Origin of the sequence: Sphingopyxis sp. (assembly GCF_016463645.1) — a bacterium.
Classification (GTDB): Bacteria; Pseudomonadota; Alphaproteobacteria; order Sphingomonadales; family Sphingomonadaceae; genus Sphingopyxis.
Genome location: NZ_JAEMQX010000002.1, coordinates 140632 through 161599, shown reverse-complemented (window position 1 = coordinate 161599; position 20968 = coordinate 140632). Strand labels below are relative to the sequence as shown.

Genomic DNA, 20968 nt, shown 5'->3' with positions numbered 1-20968 from the left:
CGGCGCACCCGTAGCTCAGCAGGATAGAGCATCAGATTCCTAATCTGGGGGCCACAGGTTCGAATCCTGTCGGGTGCACCATTCCCGTTCGATGATGGGCACCGGGAAATGCGGTTTCTCCTCGACGCGTCCCACCGCATGTTCGGGCGCTTTCGTGGTTCCCGCGATCCGTATGTCCTGTTTGCCGACTTCCAAGCGGCCGATGATGCCGGGGACATGATATCGGGGAAGCGCGGGGTTCCCGGCTGAACAAGAGGTCGCGAAGCCGCTCCTGCGTCCACGGCCGCTCTTCAAGGAGCAACCGCCGGAGGGGATTGAAGGAAAGAGCGCATCATTCGGCATGAAGCGGGGAGCGGCGCCGCCGCATCAGGACGGCAACGAGCACCATGGGGATCGCCGGATTGATGATCTGGATAGCGACGAGAATGTTTTCGCCGATCGAGCCCGTCAGCCAGGCTCGAAGGCTGAGTATCAGTACCGCATGCAGCAGGATGCCGCCGACGATGGTGGCGCCTGCCATTCGCCATCCGAGGTCCGGTCTGCGCAGCGCAATACCCAAAGTCCAAAGCGACAGCGGCAGGAACAGCAGCACGGCTGTCAGCAGGCCGGGGTTGTAATTGCCGGACCCGAGCGCCGGACCAATGTGCGCGAGGGCATTGACCGCCGGCACACTGAAATAGCTCAGCGCGATGGCCGGATAGCGGCGCCCCAACAGGGCGGCGATAGGACCTGCGAGCCATACGACGGGAATATTCACCGCGGTGATGAAGGATTCCGGAATCGGGCACGCGGTCGGATCGGCGAATCCGAAGCGCATGCAAAGCACGCCGCGGAAGGCATAGGGCACCCCCCGCGCGTCGATGCCATGCTCTTCGAACTGATGGAGCAGATAGGTAGCAGCGGCCGCCCAGGCCAGCCACACCATGTCGCGCGTGCGCGGCACGGCGCGATCGACCCGCAGATCGCCGATGGTCAGCCCCAGTAGCAATATCACGGCCAGGCCGAGCCCTATCCAAGGCCAGAGAAGCGAGAATCCCATCAGAACCGGAGGATACAGATCGCTTCACACGGAGGCTACCTTCGACGTGCCGGCAACCATGCCCTGCGCATTTCCATGCGAAGTTCCGGGCATTGTAACCGATCCCGCGAACCGGGGGATTGCTCTCCCTGACGAGCTGAAGGATGATGAGCGCCACTTATTTGCGCGAGGTGGCTTGGGGCGTGCAAGCAAACGTCGTCATTGTCGAGGATGATCCCCGGGTCACCGCACATGTCGCGCACGGCGTGGAAGCCCACTCGCGCCTGTCGCTGCTTGCCACGGCGGCGACGCTGGCGGATGCGCGCGCGTTTCTCGACCGCGATGTCGATCTTTTCATTCTCGACCTCGGGCTTCCGGACGGCAATGGCATCGACCTGATCGGGGAGATCCGTACGCGCGGAGGCAGGGAACCCAAGATTCTGGTCCTCTCGGTTCTGGGGGACCGCGAGACCGTGCTCGCGGCGGTACTCGCAGGCGCGGACGGCTATCTCCTGAAAGACATGGGGAGCCTGGACATCGGCCGCCAGGCGGCCGACGCGGTGACCGGAGGCGCTCCGCTGTCACCCAGCATCGCGGCCTATGTGCTGCGTTATCTGCGCGAACAGCCCATGCATGCGAAGGACGAAGGAGACGAGGCGCCCCTGTCGCCGCGAGAGATTGAACTGCTTCAACTTCTGGCGCGCGGCTATAGCAACAGGCGGGCGGCGGAAGCGCTGTCGCTGTCGCCGCACACGGTGGGGGATCACGTCAAGTCGATCTACCGCAAGCTCGGGGTGAGCAGCCGGGGAGAAGCGATGGTCCGCGCCTTCCGGAGCGGATTGCTGCGGCCATGACCGTGACCTTCCGCCAATGGGGATGGCGCCGCGCGCTCATGATCATTTTCGGGGCGCAACTGCTGTTCTGGAGCGGTCATGCGCTGATCGTCGAGGGGCTCGACCCGGTGGCGGGGCTCAGCGAATATCGCCTGCAACCGGCCGTGGCGGCAAGCACCGCGATTGACGGGCCGGCCGGCGCCTGGGCCCCCGGACTTTCGCATCCGGCGATATTACGCGTGCCGGGCTGGCAACCAGTGCTGCTCCATCCGACGCGTGCGGCGCTGATCTCCCCGTCCGGTTCAGGCGGCGCGGCGGACGGCTGGACGCTTGCCTGCGTCGCCGATCCGTGCGGTGCAGGCGGAGCCGTCTATGTCGGACCGCTCGATCGCGTGAACGGGGCAGCGTTGCGGGAACGTATCCAGCGCAGCGACATCGCATGGCTGGCGATTGCCGTGGCGTTCGTGCTGGGGACGGCGCTGCTGACGCTGCTGCCGATCAGCCGCTTTTCATGGCTTCAGGCGATCGCCGGCCTGTTCCTGCTGCTCTTGAGCGCCGACATCTGGCTCACGGTGTTCGGCGCGGTGGAGCTTTCATCGATCTGGTATCCACCGCTACGCTACGGCGTCGAATATCCGATGCTGATGACCATGGCATGGACGATGAACGCCTTTGCCGGTTGGCACGGACGCGAAGCACAGGCCGCCGGAGTCTGCTGCGCTATCGCCTTTGTCGTCTTGATCGGCGCCTCGCTCACGGGACGCAACATCGCGGGTGTCGCGGCAATTCTTGACGCTGCAGCGCTCACTCTGTTGCTAGGTTACGGGTTCGTGGCGCTTCAGCGCCTAGGGCGTGCGGCTCCGGGATCGGCGATGAGGATATTGGCGTTACTCCTCGTCGTGCTGGTCTCGGCCGCCTATGATCTTCTGTTCCACCCGCTACTCAAGGCGTCGGTGCTGGCCGCGCCACTGGTGATGTTCGGCCTTCTGTTCGAACTTGCGATCCAGGGGCGGCGGCTCAATCAGGAAGCCGACGAAGCGCGCAGCGATCTCGAGCGGCAGGTTCTCGAACAGGATGCCCATCTTCTGCGATCGTCGAGCCTGCTGCGACACCAGGAAAGGCGGATCGCGATCGACGCCGAACGCCAGCGGCTGTTGCGCGACATGCACGACGGCGTAGGCGGAATGCTGACTCACCTGTTGCTCGAGGTGCGTGCGCGTCGGCTTGGTCAGGACGGGATCGAGCAGGAACTGCAACTCGCCGTCGACGATCTGCGCAACATCGCAAGCGCGATCGACGCGGGCAACGAACCGATCGATGAGGCGCTGGCGATGTTCCATGAGCGGATGGCGGCGCGGCTGTCGCGTTCGGGGATTGCCTTCGACTGGCGGTGTGCGCTTCCGATTCCGGCCCCCGGGATCGATGCGCGGCAGTTGCTCAGCCTGTATCGCCTGTTGCAGGAAGGGATCGCCAACGCGCTGCGCCATGCCGATGCGTCGCGGATCGAACTGGCCGCGGAAGCGGCCGGCAGCGATGCGATCGCAATCATGCTGTCGGATGATGGCGTCGGGTTCGAACCCGCCCGGGCGAACGGCTCGCCCGGCGAGGGCCGAGGCCTCGCCAACATGCATCGTCGGGCCGGGCAGATGGGGGGGAGGCTTCTCATCGAAAGCGAGCCGGGGCGGGGAACCCGCCTCGTCCTGAGCGTCCCTCTTCCCTCCACGTCAAAACAATAGAGCCTTTTATCAGGCGTTTGCCGGATCACCCCCCGGAACGCGGGATTGATGCCGCTGGCCCGTCGATCGAAAGCGGTCGGGGGCTCTGATTCCCGGAGAACATAAAAGGTGTCGCGGGTGGCGGAAGACGGGGCCGCCCGGCGCCGCGCGGCTGGCTGTGAACGGGAGGCAGATATGACGACAGGGATATCCGGCGGTGTCCGTTCGCAACGCGTCTGGTTCAGGTCCGCCAATTCCTTTCGCGACCTTCTTGGTTCAACGGCGCTGGCCGGACTGCTCACGGTCCTGTCGGCCGCCCCGGCGCAGGCGCAGGTCTTCTCCGAGGGGAAAACCCTGCCGGAGGGGGAGGAATGTTGCTGGAACGTCGGTGACGTTCTCGTCATGCTCGGCCCATTGGTGGTCGAGGATCAGGGCTCTGTGACCAGCGAGGGGGGCGTAATAGGGAACGCCACCGCCGTTGGATCGGCATTGATCGACGCCAGGCCGAAAATCCCCCTCAGCGCGGGCTCCGCGATCTGGGACGCCGGCTCCTACATTCGGATCAACTCCGGCGCGCTGGACATCGTGAACGGGGGCCAGGTACTCGCCGGCGCAGATCTCTCCGGCGGCGACGATTCCAGCTACATCGGCAGCCTCATCGACAGTGCAGGGCGGGCGACCATCGATGGCGAGAAATCGGTACTGTACACGAACAGCCTCCAGATCGGCGCAAGTCTCGGCAATTACGCGAATGGAATTGCCGGCACGGGGACGCTGAATATCCTGAACGGCGGCGCAGTCTATTCCGAAAGGCTGAGCAATATCGGCATCAGCCTGAACAACGCCTCCGCCGGCTCCGTTACCGTGGCGGGACCGGGCTCCCTCTGGTCGATCGACGACACGCTCGGTATCGGCGGCGAAAGGCGCAGCATCCTCGGCTATGGAGGGACGGGAACGCTGACCATTTCGGACGGCGGCACCGTCATCAACAGCTATTCCACACGAGCGGCATCACTCGGCGACGGGGCCTATGTAGGCAATCTTGCGGGCGCCGAGGGCATCGTCACGGTCAGAGGCGAGGGATCGAACTGGACGAACGGCGGCGATGTGTGGATCGGTGCCGAGATGGGTTTCGGCCCGTCGGGGGGCGGCCGGGGCGAACTGAACATCGAGGGCGGCGGCCTTGTCCGGAACGCCGACGCCTATGTCGGTTACGGCTGGAACGACACGCCCGGCGACAACAGGGGGCTGGGCGCGGCCGGTTCGGTCACGGTGACGGGGACGAACTCGACCTGGGCGAACCTCGGCGACCTGCATATCGCGGCGCAGAGCGGCCGCCTCAACGCGAACGGCTTCCTGTCCCGGTTCGGCACGATTGTTTCCGCCACCGGCACCCTGACCATTTCCCATGGCGGTCATGTTTCCAATACCAACGGCTACATCGGCAACCGCAGCGGCGCCACCGGCACAGTCACGGTCAGAGGCGACGGTTCGCGCTGGACGAACGACGGCGACCTCTTCATCGGCGCGCAGGTCATCAACAGCAGCACATGGAATGCCGGCGCCGGAACACTGAACATCGAGAATGGCGGTCGCGTCACCAGTGGCGCCGACGCCTATCTCGGTTACAGCCGGAACACCAACGCCACGGCCAGCGGCACGGTGAATATCGTAGGGCCGGGTTCGATCTGGACGAACAGCGGCCAGATCCATGTGGCGGCCTGCGCGCCCGCGCCCGTCAATCCACCCGCCGGCACGCCCTGCGCCGGTGCCGCCGTCGGCTCAGGCTTCGGCAAGCTGACCCTTGCAAACGGCGGCCTTGCGGAGGCCGCAGGCGTCCATGCCGGCACCCGCGGCGGTATAGGTACGATCGAGATCGGCGGCGTGCAGGATGGCTTCATACGCAACCCGGGCGTCCTCGACACGCCAGTCGTTACGCTCGGCACGCTGGGCACGCTGGTATTCAACCATGCTCGCGACGACTATGTCTTCGACGCGGCGATAACCGGCGAGGGCGTGGTCCGGCAGCTTGCCGGCACCACCATTCTCGCGGGGAACAGCAGCTACAGCGGGGTAACGGTCGTCGAGGGCGGCGAACTGCGGGTGACCGGCGCGATCGGTAGCGACATCGGCGGCGTCGCGGTGAAGGGCGGTGGCAGACTGTCGGGAACCGGAACCATCGCCGGGGCCGTGACGGTGGAAACCGGCGGGATGTTGAGGGGCGCGTCGGGCGCGACCCTGACCATGGGCAGCCTGGTCATGGAGCGGGCCTCCATATTGGACATTGCCCTCGGTTCTCCATCCGACGCGGGACTGTTCAGGGTGGACGGCGATGTGGTGCTGGACGGTCAACTCAATATCACCAGCGCAGACGGGTTCGGAGCCGGTCTCTATCGGTTGATCGACCATATGGGCACGCTGACCGACAACGGCCTCGGCATCGGCATAACCCCGAATGGCTATCAGGCCGGTGATCTGACCCTGCAGACCGCCATCGCCAACCAGGTCAATCTGCTCGTCAGGAACAGCGGCGGCGGCAGCGGCCCCGATGACCCCGATCCCTTCTCCTTCTGGCAGGGCGGAGGGGGAACGATCCGTATCGGCGAGGCGGGCTTCACCGATACCGCGAACCATGCTGTCCCGCTCGCGGCCGGACAGTTTCTCGTGTTCATGGGTGAAGGCGGAGCCCCGCAACTCGATGACGGCGGCGGTGCGGTCGAGGTCGCCGGACTCCAGTTCGCCGGCGACGGTTATGCGCTGGAGGGCGACGCGTTGATCATCGCCGCCCCGGCCACCGTCATCCGGGTCGGCGACGGCACCGCGGCCGGCGCGGCGATGATTGCCCGGATCGCCGCGCCGATCACCGGTTCGGGCGGTATCGTCAAGACCGACGAGGGCACGCTGATCCTCGCCGGTACGAACGGCTTTGCGGGGAATGTGCGTATCGAAAGCGGCACGCTGTCGGTTTCGGGCGACGCCAATCTGGGCGACGCAGGGGGCGAGATCACCCTTGCCGGGGGTAGACTCGCGATCACGGGTAGCTTCGGGTCGAGCCGCGATGTCGATGTCGACAACGGCACGATCGACGTCTCGGCCGGCAGGGTGCTGACCTTGTCGGGGGCGATGTCGGGCGCCGGCGGGCTCACCAAGGCGGGTGCGGGAACCCTCATCCTCGCCGGCTCGGGAGGCCTTGCGGGGCCGGCGCGGGTGCAAGCCGGACGGTTGTCGGTCAACGGTGTTTTCAACTCGGCGGTGGATCTGTCGAGCGGCGGCATATTGGGCGGAACGGGGCGTGTCGGAGCCGTGACGGTCGGTGCCGGTGCGACCCTCGCCCCGGGCAATTCGATCGGCACGCTGCGGGTGGACGGCCCGCTGTCGTTCGAGGCGGGATCGGTCTTCGAGGTCGAGGTGGATGCGGCGGGTATGGCGGACGGGGTCGACGTGGCCGGAGCGGTCGCGCTTCACGGCGGGACAGTGTCGGTGCTTGCCGCAGACGGGGACTATCGGCCCTCCACCCGCTACGAAATATTGACCGCGGGCGGCGGGGTGGAAGGTCGCTTTGCGAATGTGACCTCGAATCTCGCCTTCCTTCTGCCGTCGCTGACCTACAGCGCGAATGCCGTGAGTCTGGAGCTGATGCGCAACGATCTGAGTTTTGCAGGCGCAGCCATCACGCCGAACCAGATCGCGGCGGGACAGGTCATCGATGGCATCTTCGGGACGGGTACGGCGGTGCATGACCATCTGATTGGCACCAGTCTCGACGAGGCGCGGGCGACCTTCGATGCGCTTTCGGGCGAGATTCATCCGGCCGTGCTGGCGCATGCGATGACGGATACGGAGGAATTGCGGCAAGCGCTCGTCGCGCGTGATGACCCGCCCGCGGGCGCCTTTGCGCTGTGGGGACAGGCCACCGGCAACTGGACGGACCGCAAGGGCGACGGCAATGCGGCGCCCGGCGAGGCGTCCGGCTATCGGCTGCTCGTCGGCGCCGAACTCGGCGTGGGCGATCATGTCACCCTTGGCCTGGCCGGCGGGGGCTCGACGCTCGACGTGACAGTGCGCGATCGGGCATCGAGCGCGGGCGTGAACGGCCTGTTCGGTGCGCTTTACGGTCACGCCAAGCTGGGTCGATGGCGACTCCGCGCGGGTATTGGCCACACCAATCTTGATATCGACACGCGGCGCGATGTGGACATCGCGGGAGCGGGGGGACGGATGACGGCATCCTATGACGGTTCGGCGACGCAGGCGTGGGGCGAATTGGGCATGACGCTGGCATTGGGCGGCATCCGGATCGAACCCTTTGCGGGGCTGACCGGCCTGTGGTTCAGCACCGACGATTTTGCCGAACGGGGTGGCACCCTGGCACTGGAAGGCCAGAATGGCGACCGCTCCCATGCCTGGTCGTCGATCGGGATGGAGGCCGGAGTCGGCGGCGAGCAGGCACCGGTGGCGGCGCGGGCCCGCCTGTCGTGGGATCATGGGCTTCGAGCCATGCCGGTGACGTCCACACTGCGTTTTGCGGCGGGCGGTGAGGCTTTCGCGGTCGCCGCGGCGCCGCTCGCCCGCGACGCGGCGACGGTCACGGCCGGACTGGCGTGGAGGCCGGCCGCGCCGCTGACGATCGGGGCCGACTATGTCGGCGCCTTCAGCGACCGTGGCGACCGGCACGGCGCCCGCCTTTCGGCGACGCTGCGTTTCTAGGACAGGAACCGGAGGAGGATATCGGCCATGCCGGGATGGTGGTTCATAGCGGCGGCGGCGCTCCTGCCCGGATCGACTGCGGCAGACGGAGACTTTCGGCAGGAAACGGTAGCCGGCTGGAAACTGGAGGCGTTCGATACCGAACAGGATCCCGAAAATCCGTCGCCGCCCCATATATACAGGATGTCGCGTGCGACGCCGCGGCTGCGCATCGAATATGAGATCAAGGCCGGTCGGGAACGCGAAATCAGCGTCCAGCGCCCCGCATGCGGGACGGCCACCGATGCCGATGGCGGGGTAAGCTATGTCGACTCCGTCTTTCCCGGCGGAAACCAGGCGACGGATATGGCCGCGATCAGCGAACTCGTGCGGACGCTCGACGCGTCGTTTGACGACTATTGCAAGGCACCCCCCGTCCGCTCGGACGATGCCCTCGCGGGTTTTTCTGCCGCGGCGGGGCAGCTGGAAGCATGGGCGGCCGGCCGCCCGATCCCGGAGCATTGGGCGTGGCATCTCGACTATCTCCATGAGCCGCCGGGGCGCACGATCGTTCGTCGCAACCACGTCCTTTCCGTCCGTTACGACATGCCCGGCGATATGGCGGAGGCGGGCCTCCTGACGGTCGACGCGATCGATTGTCCGGGCGGCGAGGGTTTTATCGAGCCTTTCACCGAAACCATCGACCGGTCGGAAACCGCCGGAAATCATTATCAACGAGTTGGTGCCGCGCTGGACCGGGGCGTGCTGACGCTCGCGTCGCGATGCGGGCTTGCCCCGGAGGCGGGGCGGGAGGTTGGAGGAGGATTTCGCGAGGCGATCACCAGAGGAGAAAGTGAAGCTCGAAAGGATGCGGGCGGCACATAGGCCCGTCCGGTACAATATCAGGAGATGAAAATGGCGGAGAAACGATCGACTGAAGACAAATATGCACTTGCCGGCATGGCAATCGGCATTCTGATTGCCGCGGTGGTGGCGTTCCTGTTCGCCTTCGAAGCCAGCACGTTCGTGCGATATATCGTAATGGCGTCGGGTCTCGTTGTTGGCTGGGCTGTCGGGCGGGCGATCGGAAGGTCAAGGGGCAGCGGTGGATAGCGAAGTTTCAGCAACCGTTGACGAGACCCGGATCAAGGCTGGCGAGCGTGAAACCGATCAGCCAACCGGCGGCTTCTCAAAGATCGGGCCGCGAAGCGGATGGTCTCCATGGGGCCGGATTCGGCGACAGGCCGCAACGCTGGTGTGAGGGACCGATCTGTACGGGGATGCTGTCCGTTGCCGCGTTCGCATTGATTATCCGCCCCTTTGAGCGGGCGCTGGACCTGACAACCGGGAGGCTAACTGAAATATTGTCAGTCCGGTTCGCATTTTGCGATGACATCGGCTTCCATGCCGCTGCCCAAGGCGACCCGTGACAGGCTGATATTCAGGCTGCCATCGGTGCTCACCCGAAATGGGGCGGTGATGCGCGTCGTGTCGGCGCCCGCCGCTGCGAAACATTTGAGCGGTACCCCCAGCACGCGCCACTGGCCAAGTGGCAGGGCTGCAAGTTCGGGGAGATGAAGCGGACGGCCGCAATCCGCGCCGTCGCAGCGAACCGACATGGAAACGGGCGCCGACGGCGCCGCATCGAGACGCAAGGTTGCAAGCAGCATGACGTCGCCGTTGGTCTCTCGCGACAGGTCGACGGCATTCTGAGCGTTGATCTCGACCGCGGCGCCGTCCGGGCCGGCGGCGATGACGAATTGTCGTGCGCTTTCCTGGACGGTGTGATCGACCGCGGTGACGGTCGCCCGTCCCGACAGGCCGGTGGCGGGAACCGTCGTCACGCGCAGCGGGTCGCCGCCGTCGGCTTCTGACACGGTCAGCGACCAGGACGCGGCAGCCCGCCCCTTGTCGAAATAGACACCGCCGCCGCTGCCATCGTCGGCGACCTGGCTGTCTTGCGAAAGCATTTTCCACGGTTGCGGTCCGTCGGCATAGGTCAGGCCATAGCCGAAAGGAAACAGCGTCGGTCCATCGTGTCCGGCCGTTGCCGGCCAGGCTGTCGGGAGGCGCCCCTGAAAGTCGAAGGCCGCGCTGCCGTTCTTGCGGGCGAACAGCAGGTCGGCGACGCCGCCGCCTTCGGATCCCGGGAGCCAGGCCGTTACGAAGGCGTCGGCCTCGTTCAGCGCCTCATTGACGAAGAGCGGCCGGCCGGTGATCATGACCGCGACCACCGGAATCCCCGCGGCTTTCAGCTTGCGCATCGTCGCGAACGGACGGCGCAGTTCGGGGCGCAGCTGGAGCGAGGGAATATCGCCCTGGAATTCGGCATAGGGGGTTTCGCCGAAGACGACGATCGCTGCATCGGGGCGCTTTTTATAGTCGCCATCGGGGGCCAGTTCGGCGCTGCCCCCCGCTGCGGCGACATTTTGCTTGATGCCGCGCCATAGCGAGGTCGCGCCGGGGAAATTGCTGTTGTCGAGCCCCGTGCCCTGCCAGCTCAGCGTCCAGCCGCCCGACTGGCGGGCGATGTCGTCGGCGCCATCGCCGGCGACGAGAATATGCGCCTGCGGCCTGAGCGGCAGCACGCCCGTGTTTTTCAGAAGGACGAGCGATTTGCGAACCGCTTCGCGGGCGACGGCCCGGTGCCCGGGCGCGCCGAGCAGCTCGTAGCGGCCCGAATAGGCGCGCGCGGATGGTTTGCCCGCATCGAACAGGCCCAGACGCTGCTTGACGCGCAGGACGCGCAGCACGGCGTCGTCGAGCCTCGCCATCGGGATCGTGCCATCCTTCACCTGGGTCAGCGTGCTTGCGTAAAGGGCGCGCCAACTGTCGGGCGCCATGAACATGTCGATCCCGGCGTTGGCGGCAACGGGGCAGCTGGCGTTGCTGCAGCCGGCGACCTGGCCATGGGCATTCCAGTCGGTGACGACGAACCCCCCGAAGTTCATCCGGTCTTTCAAAATGTCGGTGACCAGCCCCTTGTTCCCGGAGATCTTCGCGCCCTGCCAACTCGAGAAGCTGGTCATGACGGTGGCGACGCCATTTTCCATCGCGGGAATATAGGGCGCGCCGTGGACGAGGCGCAGTTCGAGTTCGGACACCGTCGCGTCGCCCTGGTCCTTGCCGTCCACGGTGGCGCCGTCGGCGAGGAAATGCTTGGTGCTCGCGGCGACATGCGGTCCCGCGAGAAGGGGCGCGGTCGATGGCGGTCCCTGCAGCCCGCGGATCATGCTTCCGACATAGGAAGCGACGAGCGCGGGGTCCGACGAATAGCCTTCATAGGCACGCCCCCAGCGATAATCCTGCGGAACGGTCACCGTCGGCGCGAACGTCCATTCCTGGCCGGTGACGCGAATTTCGATCGCCGTGATCCGGCCGATACGCTCGATCAGTCCGGGATCGCGCGCGGCGCCCAGGCCGACATTGTGGGGAAACAGGGTGGCGCCGACGATATTGCTATGCCCGTGCACGGCGTCGGTGCCCCACATGATGGGGATTGCCGGCGTGCTCTCCATCGACGCCGCGTAAAAGGCGTCGGCCAATGCGAGCCAGTCGCGCGCGGGAGCGAGGTCGTTGCCGCCGGGCCCCGAGTTTCCGCCGTTGAGGACCGAACCCAGATGATATTCGCGCACATCCCGGGGCGTCACGCTGCCGATGTCGGCCTGGATGATCTGGCCAACCTTCTGCTCCACCGACATGCGGGCCAGGAGCGCCCGGACACGGGCCTCGCCGCTCGTGGTCAAGACTTGCGGGTAAGCAACTTCGGGCCATTTCTCGGGATGAACCGTGCTCGCTGGAGTGTCCGGGGCAGGCGCAGCTTGCAACGCCGCCGAGGTAACGGCGGTTGCGGAAATGCCGGCAATATAAAGCATTGTTTTAAGAAGCATAAATTCCTCTCCGGACGTGGCTCTTTTGCCAGAATTTTAGCGAATTGATTATGTCAACCTTGACATGAATCGGCTCAGATTTCTGCAATTTCGAAAGTTTGTTTGACAACGTTGACAGGATTATGCAACAAAAATGGGGCACGGGGCGATCGTCCTTCGAGTCTGCTTGTCGGCTTCGGCGAGTCGGTCCCCGCGCGACCAGGATTTCATTGTCCGCACACCAAGATGCGGTTTGGGAGGGATGGATATGATCAGCGGGACTTTGCGCCACCGGAGCATGTTGTTTGCGGCGGCATCGGTCTTGGCCATGGGACTGGCCGCATCGCCGGCGTCCGCGCAGTCCGGACCGGCTGCCGACGAGGGCACCGAAGCCGAAATCGTCGTAACCGGTTTTCGCGCGTCATTGGAAAATGCGCTGAATGCCAAGCGCGATTCGAACCTGATCATCGAGTCGGTGACGGCCGAGGATATCGGGAAATTCCCCGACCAGAATGTGGCCGAATCGCTGCAACGCCTTCCCGGAATTCAGATCGACCGCGAAAACGGGCAAGGGTCGAAGGTCCGGATTCGCGGCCTCGAGCAGAATGTGACGCTGCTGAACGGCGAACTTTTCGTCAGCGGGCTCGAAGTCTACAAGGTCGGCGAGGGGAATTATAACCGCAACGACAGTCTGGAGGGCGTTCCGTCCGAACTGATCGGCGGCATCGAGGTATTCAAGTCACCCAATGCCTCGCTCCTCGAAGGCGGTCTGGGCGGCATCGTCAATCTGAAGACCCGCAATCCGCTCGACTTGCAGGACGGCCTGACCGCCGCCGGCAACTTCAAGATGAGCAAGGGTAGCGAAATCGGCGGCTGGGAACCCGCCGGCGCGGCGGTGCTGGGCTATAATTTCAACGACCGCCTCGGGATCATCGCATCGTTCAGCTATGAGCGGACGAACAATCACGTCAATGTCCTGGGCGGCGACAATCGCGGCAACTGGGCCTTTGACGAGGGGCGCCGCGACACCGCGACCGTCCCGACCAACTATTATGCTCCCGAATACCGCTATATCACCGACCGCGACCAATATCGCCGGCGCTGGGGCGCCTCGCTCGGGGTCAATTTCAGACCGACCGACGAACTCGAGGTCAGCGCGCAATATTTCCATTCGGACCTGAAGATCGACACGCGCGAGGCTTCGGTAAAATTCCCGTTCGGGCAGGGCGAATCGCAGGGTATGGTGGGCAGCTACAATATCAACGACAATGGCGTGCTGACCGACGGAACCGTGCGTGCGCAATCGGCCGAGGTTATTTCGTTCGTCGACGTCTCGAAGATCAAGTCCGACAACCTTCAGTTCGGGATAGAGTGGGACAACGACGCCAATTTCCGCGCGTCGGTCATGGCCGATTATTCCTCGTCGAAGATGGGCCGCGAAGTGGCGAACAACGATGTGCGTTTCACCGCCTATGGCGTCCGCGGCCCCGGCACCTCGGGACCGCAGCCGGGTTTCATCCCCAATCCGGCCGCGCCGGCGACGTTCGATTTCACATACAGGAACGGCGACTTCCCGAGTTTCGGCATCGCGCCGGGCAGCCCGCAGGACCTGTTCAGCAATCCGGCCTATGGCTTCTTCAAGTCGCACTGGGCCTTTGGCGACCGCTCCGACATCAAGGGGCATTCGATCCGCGCCGACTTCGGTTATGACGTCGACGACAGCGACACCAACACGATCACGCTGAGCGCGGGTTTCCGCTATGGTCAGCGCACGGTCGATTTCACCTCGGGCCGCTATCTTGCCGATTACAGCAGCAAGGGCGAACTCGATGCGACCACGATTCCCGAGGCCGAGCGCGTGCCCGGTTTCTCGTACAACTGGACGCCCTACGGCTATTTTCAGGACGGGGCGATCGGCTACAAGATTTGCGATCTGCCCGAGGCGAACAAGCCCGCGGCCTTTGCCGGATGCACCCGTTTCGGCAATTCGCCGGCCTTGATTACGCCCTATCAGACGCTGACGAGCAATCCCGAGCGGGTCGAGGCGATCACCAATTTCGCGGGCGGTGGGCATGTCGCGGGCGATACCGTGCTTGTCGCCGACCGGTCGCAGATGACCAATGCCCTGCAATGGATCCAGTCGCTCTATCCCGACACGCCGTTCAGCTTCTTTGCCGATCCCTTGCAGACCTATCGGGTCAAGGAGGAGACGAAGTCGGGCTATGTCATGGCCGACCTGGGCGGGCTCGACGATCCCTATCATGTCAATGTCGGGCTTCGCGTCGTCAACACCAGCCTGACCGTCGACCAGAACCAGCCGGCCAGCGCCGATCCCAGCTATTGGGGAACCGACAGCTGGAACGGGGTGCTGCGCGACTTCACCACCGACCGGGTCGTCCGGCGCTACACCGACTTTCTGCCGAGTGTGAATGCCGTCTTCAACCTCAGCGAAGGCGACAAGGTCCGCTTCTCGGCGGCGCGGGTCGTCGCCCGCCAGCCGCTTGTTTCGCTTGGACAGGGTTTCGCCACCCAATTTACCCGCGACCCCGCGGACGATCTGTTCAAATTCACCAACGGCAGCCGCGGGAACGCCGAACTCGATCCGTTCCGCGCCTATCAGTTCGATCTCGGTTTCGAGCATTATTTCGGAAATCAGGGGCTGCTTTCCGCCGGGCTGTTCTGGAAGGAGGTCGACAGTTTCATCGTCAACGAAACCGTCGCCGTTTTCGTGAACGACCAGGCCGGCGGCCGGCTCGGGCCCGTATCGCAGCCGGCGAACGGATCGGGCGGCCGGGTGAAGGGGTTCGAACTCGCGGCACAATATGCGCTCGACTTCGGGCTGGGCTTTACCGCCAACTATACTTTCTCGGACACCAGCACCGATTTCAGCACCGACTTCACCGACAATCTGCCCTTGCCCGGCGTGTCGAAACATTCGGCAAACGGGCAAATCTATTTCGAGAAATATGGATTTGCCGCGCGCGCCTCGTACAGCTGGCGCTCGAAGCAATATCTCGGGAACTTCGGTTTCGCCGACGGCACGACGACACGCACGCTGGGCATCTACCAGAAATCCTATGGTCAGCTCGATGGCCAGATCAGTTACAAGATCACCGACAATTTCGAGGTCTTCGCAGAGGCGATCAACATCACCAAGGCCGACACCAGCGTCTATCTGCAATTTCCCGAACTGCCCTTCCGCTATGAATCGGGTTCGCGGCGGATCTACGGCGGGGTGAAATTCAACTTCTGATTCCACGTCCCCCGAATAATGGCAGCGGCTCTTCTCGTGAGGGCCGCTGCTCCTTTTTTGCGCGACGCCGGTCGAAACCCGCTCCGGGGCTATGACGAGGCCGGCGGCGGCGCGGCGGTCAGCCGATCGACGAACGCATGCGCATGGATAACCATCGCTCCCGGTTCCTCGCCCGCGAGCTCGCGAAGCAGCATGTCGGTCGCCGTCTTCGCCATCTCCATGACCGGCTGGCGGATCGTCGTGAGGCGCGGCCACACCACGCGGGCGATCTCCGAATCGTCGAAGCCGACGACAGTGAGGTCGGCGGGAACGTCGAAACCCAGTTCGCGCGCTGCGGACATGGCGCCCACCGCCATGTCGTCATTCTGCGCCAATATGGCCGTCGGCCGCAGCTTGCGCGACAGCAGCCGCTTTGTCGCTTCATACCCCGATTCAAAGCTGAAATCGCCGGTTTCGACCAGTTCGGGACGTTGCGGCAACGCGTTGGCGTCGAACGCCTGGCGATAGCCGATCAGGCGCTGGTCGCTCGCCGCGTGGGCCGGATCACCCATGATGATCGCGATCGTCCGGTGCCCGAGCCCGATGACATGCGCAGCGATCTCGCGCGCCGCCGCGATATCGTCCATCGCTGTCGACAGGCCGACGTCGAGGCGCGACTGGGGGGCAATCCGGGCGAAAGGAATGTGCGCGTCCAGAAGCCCGTCGAGGATCTCGGGGTGGTCGGACGCCGGTGGTGCGAGGATCACGCCGTCCAGTGCAGCGGATCGTACGAGGCTCACCACTTCGAGCGGGCGGTCCATAACCGATTCGACCGGCAGCACGATCAGGCGGTAGCGTCCGCCGTGCAGACGTTCGAGCGCGCCCCGCTGCAATTCGACGACATAGCTCGGGCTCGGCTTTTCATAGATCAGGCCGATGAGGTAGGATTGTCGCCGGACAAGACCCTGCGCAAGAACATTGGGATGGTAGTTGAGCTCCTTGGCCGCGCGCAGCACCTTTTTGCGCAACGCGGGCGAAATATGCGGTTCGTTGTTAAAGACACGCGACACGCTTTTGGGCGACACTTGAGCCAGCCTGGCGACGTCGATGCTTGTCGAGCGCTTTCCTCCCTGAGCCATGCTTCAGCTCGTGACGAGATTGTCCTTCGTTGTCAATCGGGGAGCGGCTTCGCGCTTGAAAGGAGCGGCGGTTCGGCGGTGCAATGGGCCCTCCTCCAGGGTGAGGTAGAGGAAGTGCAATTGGTCCTCATCTTTCAGAACCGCCAAGACAGCGTCGCGCGTCCATAGTGGGTCTCGGCGCCGCCGGCGACGTCGCCGGTATAGGAGAGGTCGAACCGGGCACGACCGGACAGCGCCAGACCGAGGCCGATGTCCGCCGACAGGGCATCGCGCGCGATCGGCGTGCCGGCGATGAGGAAGGGTGACGAGCCGGTGAAGCTGGTGGCGACCACCGGCAGGCGATCGTCGAAGGCATGGCGCCAGCCGGCGGCGACGCGCAGGCTCGCCTCCATCGATCCCAGCGAGAAGGTCTGCTCGGTGCGGGCTCCGAGCGTCGAGAAGCGCGTGGTCGTGCGTTCGCGCTCGACCTGCAGCGCCGCTGCGCCGCCGCGTTCGCGGAGCCGCTCGCTGTCGACGAAGACATGGGCGATCTGGGCGAAGGGCTCGATCCGGGTCGGGCCGAGGTCCAAACGGTAGGCGATCTCGCCGAAGGTCTGGGCGGTCGAGGCGTCGAAGTCGCCCGTGGGGCTGTCGGTGAAATCGCCAAAGCCGATCCGCCGGGTAACATCGGCATGGTGCCAGCTGAACGCATATCCGGCGCGCAGGCCGAGGCGGCCATGATCGGCGCCGACGTAGAGGCCGACATGATAGCTGTCGATATCGGCCTCGGACGCGGCGGCGCGCACATCGGCATTGCCGCGCTGATAGCCACCGAACACCCCCAACTGCAGTTCCTCATCGGCGATCGCATCGAGACCGATCAGCAAGCCGGTCGAGTCATGCTTCACGCGCCTGGCATTGCCGTCGCCGTACCGGTCCCCTCCACATTTTCGCCGACGGAGCCGAACCCATTGCTGACCGCGCCACCGGCCGAGATCGTCAGCGTGCCGGTGCCCTCGTTGCCGACGAAAAAGCTACCGCTCCCGTTCCAGGCCGACCCGGCCCCCGTCACCGTCATGACCCCGGTGGAGCCCCCTTGCGATCCCACAGCAAGGCTGCCGGTGGACGGGGGCGCCAGCAGATTGGAAGCGACGCCGCCATCCGCGATGATCAGGCATGGCCGAGGTTCCAGCGCGAGCCGTTGCCGGTGACGATCGCGATGCCGGTGGCGCCCGCGTTGACGCCGAGCCGGCTCTGCGGCCCGCCGGAGGAGGTGAGCGTGGCGCCGCTCGCGATGATCAACTGGCCGGTGCCCGCCGCGCCGACGTCGACTGTCCCGCTCACCGCGTTGGCATTGATAACCGGCGCACTGGCGTCGCTGATGTTGATGACCACATTGTCGGTGGCGGTCGGCACCGTGCCATCCGCCCAGTTGGTGCCGGTGAACCAGTCGTTGGAGGTCGCCCCCGTCCATGTGTCCTGTCCGAAGGCCGGCGACGCGGCGAGCGCGGCCGATCCCAGCACGAGGAACCGGGCGATCGCGGCCGAACGAAATAAATCTCGCTTGAGAGATGTGTGCATGGACAGGCCTCCGTGTGGATGACATAAGTCGCTGATAAGTTAATAAATATCCCTATCGATTGCTCCGGACAGTCCGCAGGCGGGCTGGGGATCGAACACGTCGCCAAACCGGGGAACAAGTCGATCCGTCCGGCGGAAAACTCGGGCAAGCGCGCAGTCAGATGCTCGCATCCGGCATGCCATGCTCGGCGCCGGCGGGTGGTACCGCTTCCACTTCTGCACGGCCTTCAAGAAGGCGACCGGACGCAATCCGCGCGAAACGCTGACGATGATGCGCATCGCGCGTGCGAAGGAATTGCTCGTTCGCGATGTCGCCGGGCCCGACCACCGACACATGCACGCCGAGCGGCGCGAGTTCTCATGACGGAGCGGCACGCCAGCCGGGCGAGTGGAGGATTTTATTGTCCCGTTCATCGTGCCGGACAGGGAATGATGAATTTGGGGGCTGGAATGGGTATTCTGGAAAACGGCAGGCTTTTGTTGTCCTGGGGCTTGGCGGCGGCCGCACTTGCCAGCGGCGCTCCGGCGGCAGCGCAAATCAGCTTTTCGGTTACGCTGCCGCAGTCGGCTGTCAGCGAGCCCGTCACGGGGCGGCTGATCGTCGTCGCGACGCGCCGCGCCGCCGACGGCGCTCCTGCCAAGGCCGAGCCGCGCCAGATGATCGGCATGAACGGCCCGCCGGCATTCGGCATGGATGTCGAGAATCTTCGCCCCGGTGCGACGGTGACGCTGGACGCGAAATCGGATGGCTTTCCTTTCGGGCTCGATCGCCTCCCCGCCGGCGATTACAGCGTCCAGGCGGTACTCGTCCCGTACAAGAAGGCGAAGCGCGCCGACGGGCATACGATCTGGGTGCCGATGAACGACCAGCGCGTCATCGCACCGATGTTTCCGGGCAATCCCTATAGCAAGCCCGCCGACGTCCGGCTCGATCCGGCCGCGAGCGCGCCCGTCGCGCTGACGCTGACCGAAAAGATCGGGCCGATCGCGCGCGAATCCGACACGCCGTGGATCAAGCGCGTGCGCATCAAGAGCAAGATCCTGTCCGACTTCTGGGGCATGCCGATGTATATCGGCGCCGAGGTGCTGCTTCCGAAGGATTTCGACAAGCATCCGGGCGCGCGCTATCCGGCCATCTATACCTATGGCCATTTCGGCGGTTCGTTCAATTTCGACACCGATCCGGCGAGCGACAGCGAGGGCGCGCGGCGCGGTGCCGCCGACGCCAACGTCAAGACCGGGTATCAATTCGCGCAGGAGTGGTCCGGCGAAAAATTCCCGCGCATGGTCGGGATCACGCTCGAGACGCCGGGGCCCTATTTCTTCGAATCCTATGCGCTCAACTCGGCGAACAACGGGCCGTGGGGCGATGCGATCACCAGGGAATTGATGCCCTATCTCGAAAAGACATTCCGGCTGATCGACCAGCCCTATGGCCGGATCGTCGAGGGGGCTTCGACGGGCGGATGGGAGGCACTGGCGCTGCAGCTTCACTATCCCGACCTGTTCGGCGGCGCGTGGGTGTTCAACCCCGACCCGATCGACTTCACCCGCTACCAGCTCACCGACATCTACAAGGAGGACAATATGTTCACCTTGAAGATCAACGACTGGATCACGCAGGAAAAGCCGTTCCGCCGCAGCCGCGAGGGGCATCCGCTCGTCGATCTGCGCACGCTCGCCGCGCTCGAGGGGATGCTCGGGTCAAAGGGGCGGAGCTATTACCAGCTCGGCATCTGGCAGACGACGCACGGCCCGGTCGGCCCGGACGGCTATCCCGTCATGCTCTATGACTACAAGACCGGGGTCATCAACAAGGACGTGGTCAAATATATGCGCGAAAAGGGCTTCGACCTGTCGGGCTATGCGCGCGACAACTGGGCGACGCTCGGTCCGAAGCTGCGCGGCAAGCTGCATTTCTTCGCCGGCGAGATGGACGATTTCTACCTCAACCTCGCGGTCTATCAGTTCCAGGACATGATCGCCGAGGTCGCGGGCAAGGATTATCCGATCCGCTTCGAATATGGGCGGCCGAAAAAGGGACATAACTGGCACCACACCGACTGGGCGGGTGTCGTCCGCGAGGTCGCCGATCACGTCCGGAAGAATGCGCCCGCCGGCGCGCCGGTCGATCAGTGGAATTATTGAGGAGACAGCGGATGGTCGAAATCAGGGGAACGCGACTGGTGCTTGTCGCCGCAGGGTTCATCATGGGGGCCGCGGCACCGACCGCGCTCGTGATGGCCGACAGCGGACCTCCGAAGGGCACATTCGACGAAATCAGCGTCAAGCGCATCAATATCGTCGAGCCCGACGGCAAATATCGCCTTGTTCTCGCCAATTCGGAACGCTTTCCGGGGCTGTTCATGGAAGGCAAAGAATACAAGCACCACAGCCGCGACGGCGGCGGGATGCTTTTCTTCAACGACGAGGGTGACGAGGTCGGCGGACTGACCTTCGGCAGCAAGACCGTCGGCGACAATCGCCGCGCCTCGGGCTCGCTGATGTTCGACCAGTACAAGCAGGACCAGACCGTCGGTATCCAGTATAGCGAGGCCAACGGCAATCGCACCGCCGGGCTGCGCGTATGGGACCGCCCCGACTGGTCGATCAAGCCGCTGATGGAAATGAGCGCGCGCGCCGCGGCCGCGCCCGACGAAGCCGGCAGGAACCGTATCCGCGAAGAGATGCGCGCCTATGCCATGGCGAACGGCGGGGCGGGAGCCGAGCGCGTCTTCACCGGCAAGACATCGGACGATGCGATCGTGCGGCTCGCCGACAAGAGCGGCAAGCCGCGGCTACTGCTCAAGGTCGGCGCCGATGGCGAACCGAGCATCGAGTTTCTCGACACGTCGGGGAAGGTCGTCAAACGCATCACGCAATAAGGGCACCCTGCTTTTTGGAAACAGCCGGGAG

At 64.7% G+C, this 20968-nt stretch carries 14 protein-coding genes, 1 tRNA gene and 1 pseudogene; 10 read left to right on the top strand and 6 right to left on the bottom strand.

Annotation, left to right across the window (positions count from 1 at the left end):
* The first annotated feature begins 4 nt into the window (after positions 1 to 4).
* Positions 5 to 81: transfer RNA gene (locus JHC57_RS01525), tRNA-Arg, on the top strand.
* A gap of 250 nt (positions 82 to 331) precedes the next feature.
* Here the strand turns inward: JHC57_RS01525 and JHC57_RS01520 are convergent.
* Entirely contained in the window at positions 332 to 994 is a 663-nt protein-coding gene (locus JHC57_RS01520) for an HXXEE domain-containing protein (RefSeq protein WP_294028049.1), read from the bottom strand.
* A gap of 188 nt (positions 995 to 1182) precedes the next feature.
* On the opposite strand from JHC57_RS01520, the gene JHC57_RS01515 reads away from it, so the two are divergent.
* The 5 genes from JHC57_RS01515 to JHC57_RS01495 all read left to right on the top strand — a co-directional run bounded on the left by JHC57_RS01515 (position 1183) and on the right by JHC57_RS01495 (position 9365).
* Positions 1183 to 1872, top strand: coding sequence for a response regulator transcription factor (locus tag JHC57_RS01515; protein ID WP_294028047.1), 690 nt, complete (start codon positions 1183 to 1185; stop codon positions 1870 to 1872).
* Positions 1869 to 3587 carry an ATP-binding protein gene (locus JHC57_RS01510; RefSeq protein WP_294028045.1) on the top strand — a complete coding sequence of 573 codons (1719 nt, stop codon included), beginning with the start codon at positions 1869 to 1871 and terminating at the stop codon, positions 3585 to 3587. The genes JHC57_RS01515 and JHC57_RS01510 overlap by 4 nt, the downstream gene beginning before the upstream one ends.
* A 174-nt stretch (positions 3588 to 3761) precedes the next feature.
* The gene (locus JHC57_RS01505) at positions 3762 to 8273 is read left to right on the top strand and encodes an autotransporter domain-containing protein (RefSeq protein ID WP_294028043.1); all 4512 of its coding nucleotides are present in this window, start codon (positions 3762 to 3764) and stop codon (positions 8271 to 8273) included.
* A 27-nt stretch (positions 8274 to 8300) separates the two neighbouring features.
* A complete protein-coding gene (locus JHC57_RS01500; RefSeq protein ID WP_294028041.1) occupies positions 8301 to 9137 on the top strand; it encodes a hypothetical protein in 837 nt (278 codons plus the stop codon).
* A 30-nt stretch (positions 9138 to 9167) separates the two neighbouring features.
* Entirely contained in the window at positions 9168 to 9365 is a 198-nt protein-coding gene (locus tag JHC57_RS01495; RefSeq protein ID WP_294028039.1) for a hypothetical protein, read from the top strand.
* Positions 9366 to 9619: 254 nt separating this feature from the next.
* On the opposite strand, the gene JHC57_RS01490 is transcribed toward JHC57_RS01495, so the two are convergent.
* Positions 9620 to 11953 (bottom strand): exo 1,3/1,4-beta-D-glucan glucohydrolase, encoded by a 2334-nt coding sequence (locus tag JHC57_RS01490; protein ID WP_294028038.1) that lies wholly within the window; start codon positions 11951 to 11953, stop codon positions 9620 to 9622.
* 496 nt (positions 11954 to 12449) lie between these two features.
* Here JHC57_RS01490 and JHC57_RS01485 point away from each other — a divergent pair, with 496 nt between their 5' ends.
* Positions 12450 to 15374 (top strand): TonB-dependent receptor, encoded by a 2925-nt coding sequence (locus JHC57_RS01485; RefSeq protein WP_294028036.1) that lies wholly within the window; start codon positions 12450 to 12452, stop codon positions 15372 to 15374.
* 89 nt (positions 15375 to 15463) lie between these two features.
* On the opposite strand, the gene JHC57_RS01480 is transcribed toward JHC57_RS01485, so the two are convergent.
* The 4 genes and pseudogenes from JHC57_RS01480 to JHC57_RS01465 form a co-directional block, all read right to left on the bottom strand.
* Positions 15464 to 16492, bottom strand: a complete 1029-nt coding sequence (locus tag JHC57_RS01480; protein ID WP_294028034.1) for a LacI family DNA-binding transcriptional regulator — start codon at positions 16490 to 16492, stop codon at positions 15464 to 15466.
* A gap of 134 nt (positions 16493 to 16626) precedes the next feature.
* Positions 16627 to 17385, bottom strand: a pseudogene (locus JHC57_RS01475) (autotransporter outer membrane beta-barrel domain-containing protein); the annotation flags it as partial.
* Positions 17376 to 17579, bottom strand: a complete 204-nt coding sequence (locus tag JHC57_RS01470; RefSeq protein WP_294028032.1) for a hypothetical protein — start codon at positions 17577 to 17579, stop codon at positions 17376 to 17378. The gene JHC57_RS01470 and the pseudogene JHC57_RS01475, both read right to left, overlap by 10 nt.
* A gap of 62 nt (positions 17580 to 17641) precedes the next feature.
* Positions 17642 to 18052 carry a hypothetical protein gene (locus JHC57_RS01465; RefSeq protein ID WP_294028031.1) on the bottom strand — a complete coding sequence of 137 codons (411 nt, stop codon included), beginning with the start codon at positions 18050 to 18052 and terminating at the stop codon, positions 17642 to 17644.
* Positions 18053 to 18233: 181 nt separating this feature from the next.
* On the opposite strand from JHC57_RS01465, the gene JHC57_RS01460 reads away from it, so the two are divergent.
* From JHC57_RS01460 to JHC57_RS01450, 3 genes are all read left to right on the top strand, one after another.
* The gene (locus JHC57_RS01460) at positions 18234 to 18416 is read left to right on the top strand and encodes a hypothetical protein (RefSeq protein ID WP_294028030.1); all 183 of its coding nucleotides are present in this window, start codon (positions 18234 to 18236) and stop codon (positions 18414 to 18416) included.
* Positions 18417 to 18502: 86 nt separating this feature from the next.
* Entirely contained in the window at positions 18503 to 20200 is a 1698-nt protein-coding gene (locus JHC57_RS01455) for an alpha/beta hydrolase-fold protein (protein ID WP_294028029.1), read from the top strand.
* A gap of 11 nt (positions 20201 to 20211) precedes the next feature.
* On the top strand, positions 20212 to 20937 hold the full coding sequence (locus tag JHC57_RS01450; RefSeq protein ID WP_294028028.1) for a hypothetical protein: 726 nt from the start codon (positions 20212 to 20214) through the stop codon (positions 20935 to 20937).
* The last annotated feature ends 31 nt before the right edge of the window (positions 20938 to 20968 follow it).

Bases quoted from the DNA above. Each gene is read 5' to 3' on its own strand.
- JHC57_RS01515 (WP_294028047.1), top strand. From the start codon at position 1,183: ATGATGAGCGCCACTTATTTGCGCGAGGTGGCTTGGGGCGTGCAAGCA.
- JHC57_RS01510 (WP_294028045.1), top strand. From the start codon at position 1,869: ATGACCGTGACCTTCCGCCAATGGGGATGGCGCCGCGCGCTCATGATC.
- JHC57_RS01505 (WP_294028043.1), top strand. From the start codon at position 3,762: ATGACGACAGGGATATCCGGCGGTGTCCGTTCGCAACGCGTCTGGTTC.
- JHC57_RS01500 (WP_294028041.1), top strand. From the start codon at position 8,301: ATGCCGGGATGGTGGTTCATAGCGGCGGCGGCGCTCCTGCCCGGATCG.
- JHC57_RS01495 (WP_294028039.1), top strand. From the start codon at position 9,168: ATGGCGGAGAAACGATCGACTGAAGACAAATATGCACTTGCCGGCATG.
- JHC57_RS01490 (WP_294028038.1), bottom strand. From the start codon at position 11,953: ATGTCGGTGGAGCAGAAGGTTGGCCAGATCATCCAGGCCGACATCGGC.
- JHC57_RS01485 (WP_294028036.1), top strand. From the start codon at position 12,450: ATGGGACTGGCCGCATCGCCGGCGTCCGCGCAGTCCGGACCGGCTGCC.
- JHC57_RS01480 (WP_294028034.1), bottom strand. From the start codon at position 16,492: ATGGCTCAGGGAGGAAAGCGCTCGACAAGCATCGACGTCGCCAGGCTG.
- JHC57_RS01465 (WP_294028031.1), bottom strand. From the start codon at position 18,052: ATGCACACATCTCTCAAGCGAGATTTATTTCGTTCGGCCGCGATCGCC.
- JHC57_RS01460 (WP_294028030.1), top strand. From the start codon at position 18,234: ATGCTCGGCGCCGGCGGGTGGTACCGCTTCCACTTCTGCACGGCCTTC.
- JHC57_RS01455 (WP_294028029.1), top strand. From the start codon at position 18,503: ATGGGTATTCTGGAAAACGGCAGGCTTTTGTTGTCCTGGGGCTTGGCG.
- JHC57_RS01450 (WP_294028028.1), top strand. From the start codon at position 20,212: ATGGTCGAAATCAGGGGAACGCGACTGGTGCTTGTCGCCGCAGGGTTC.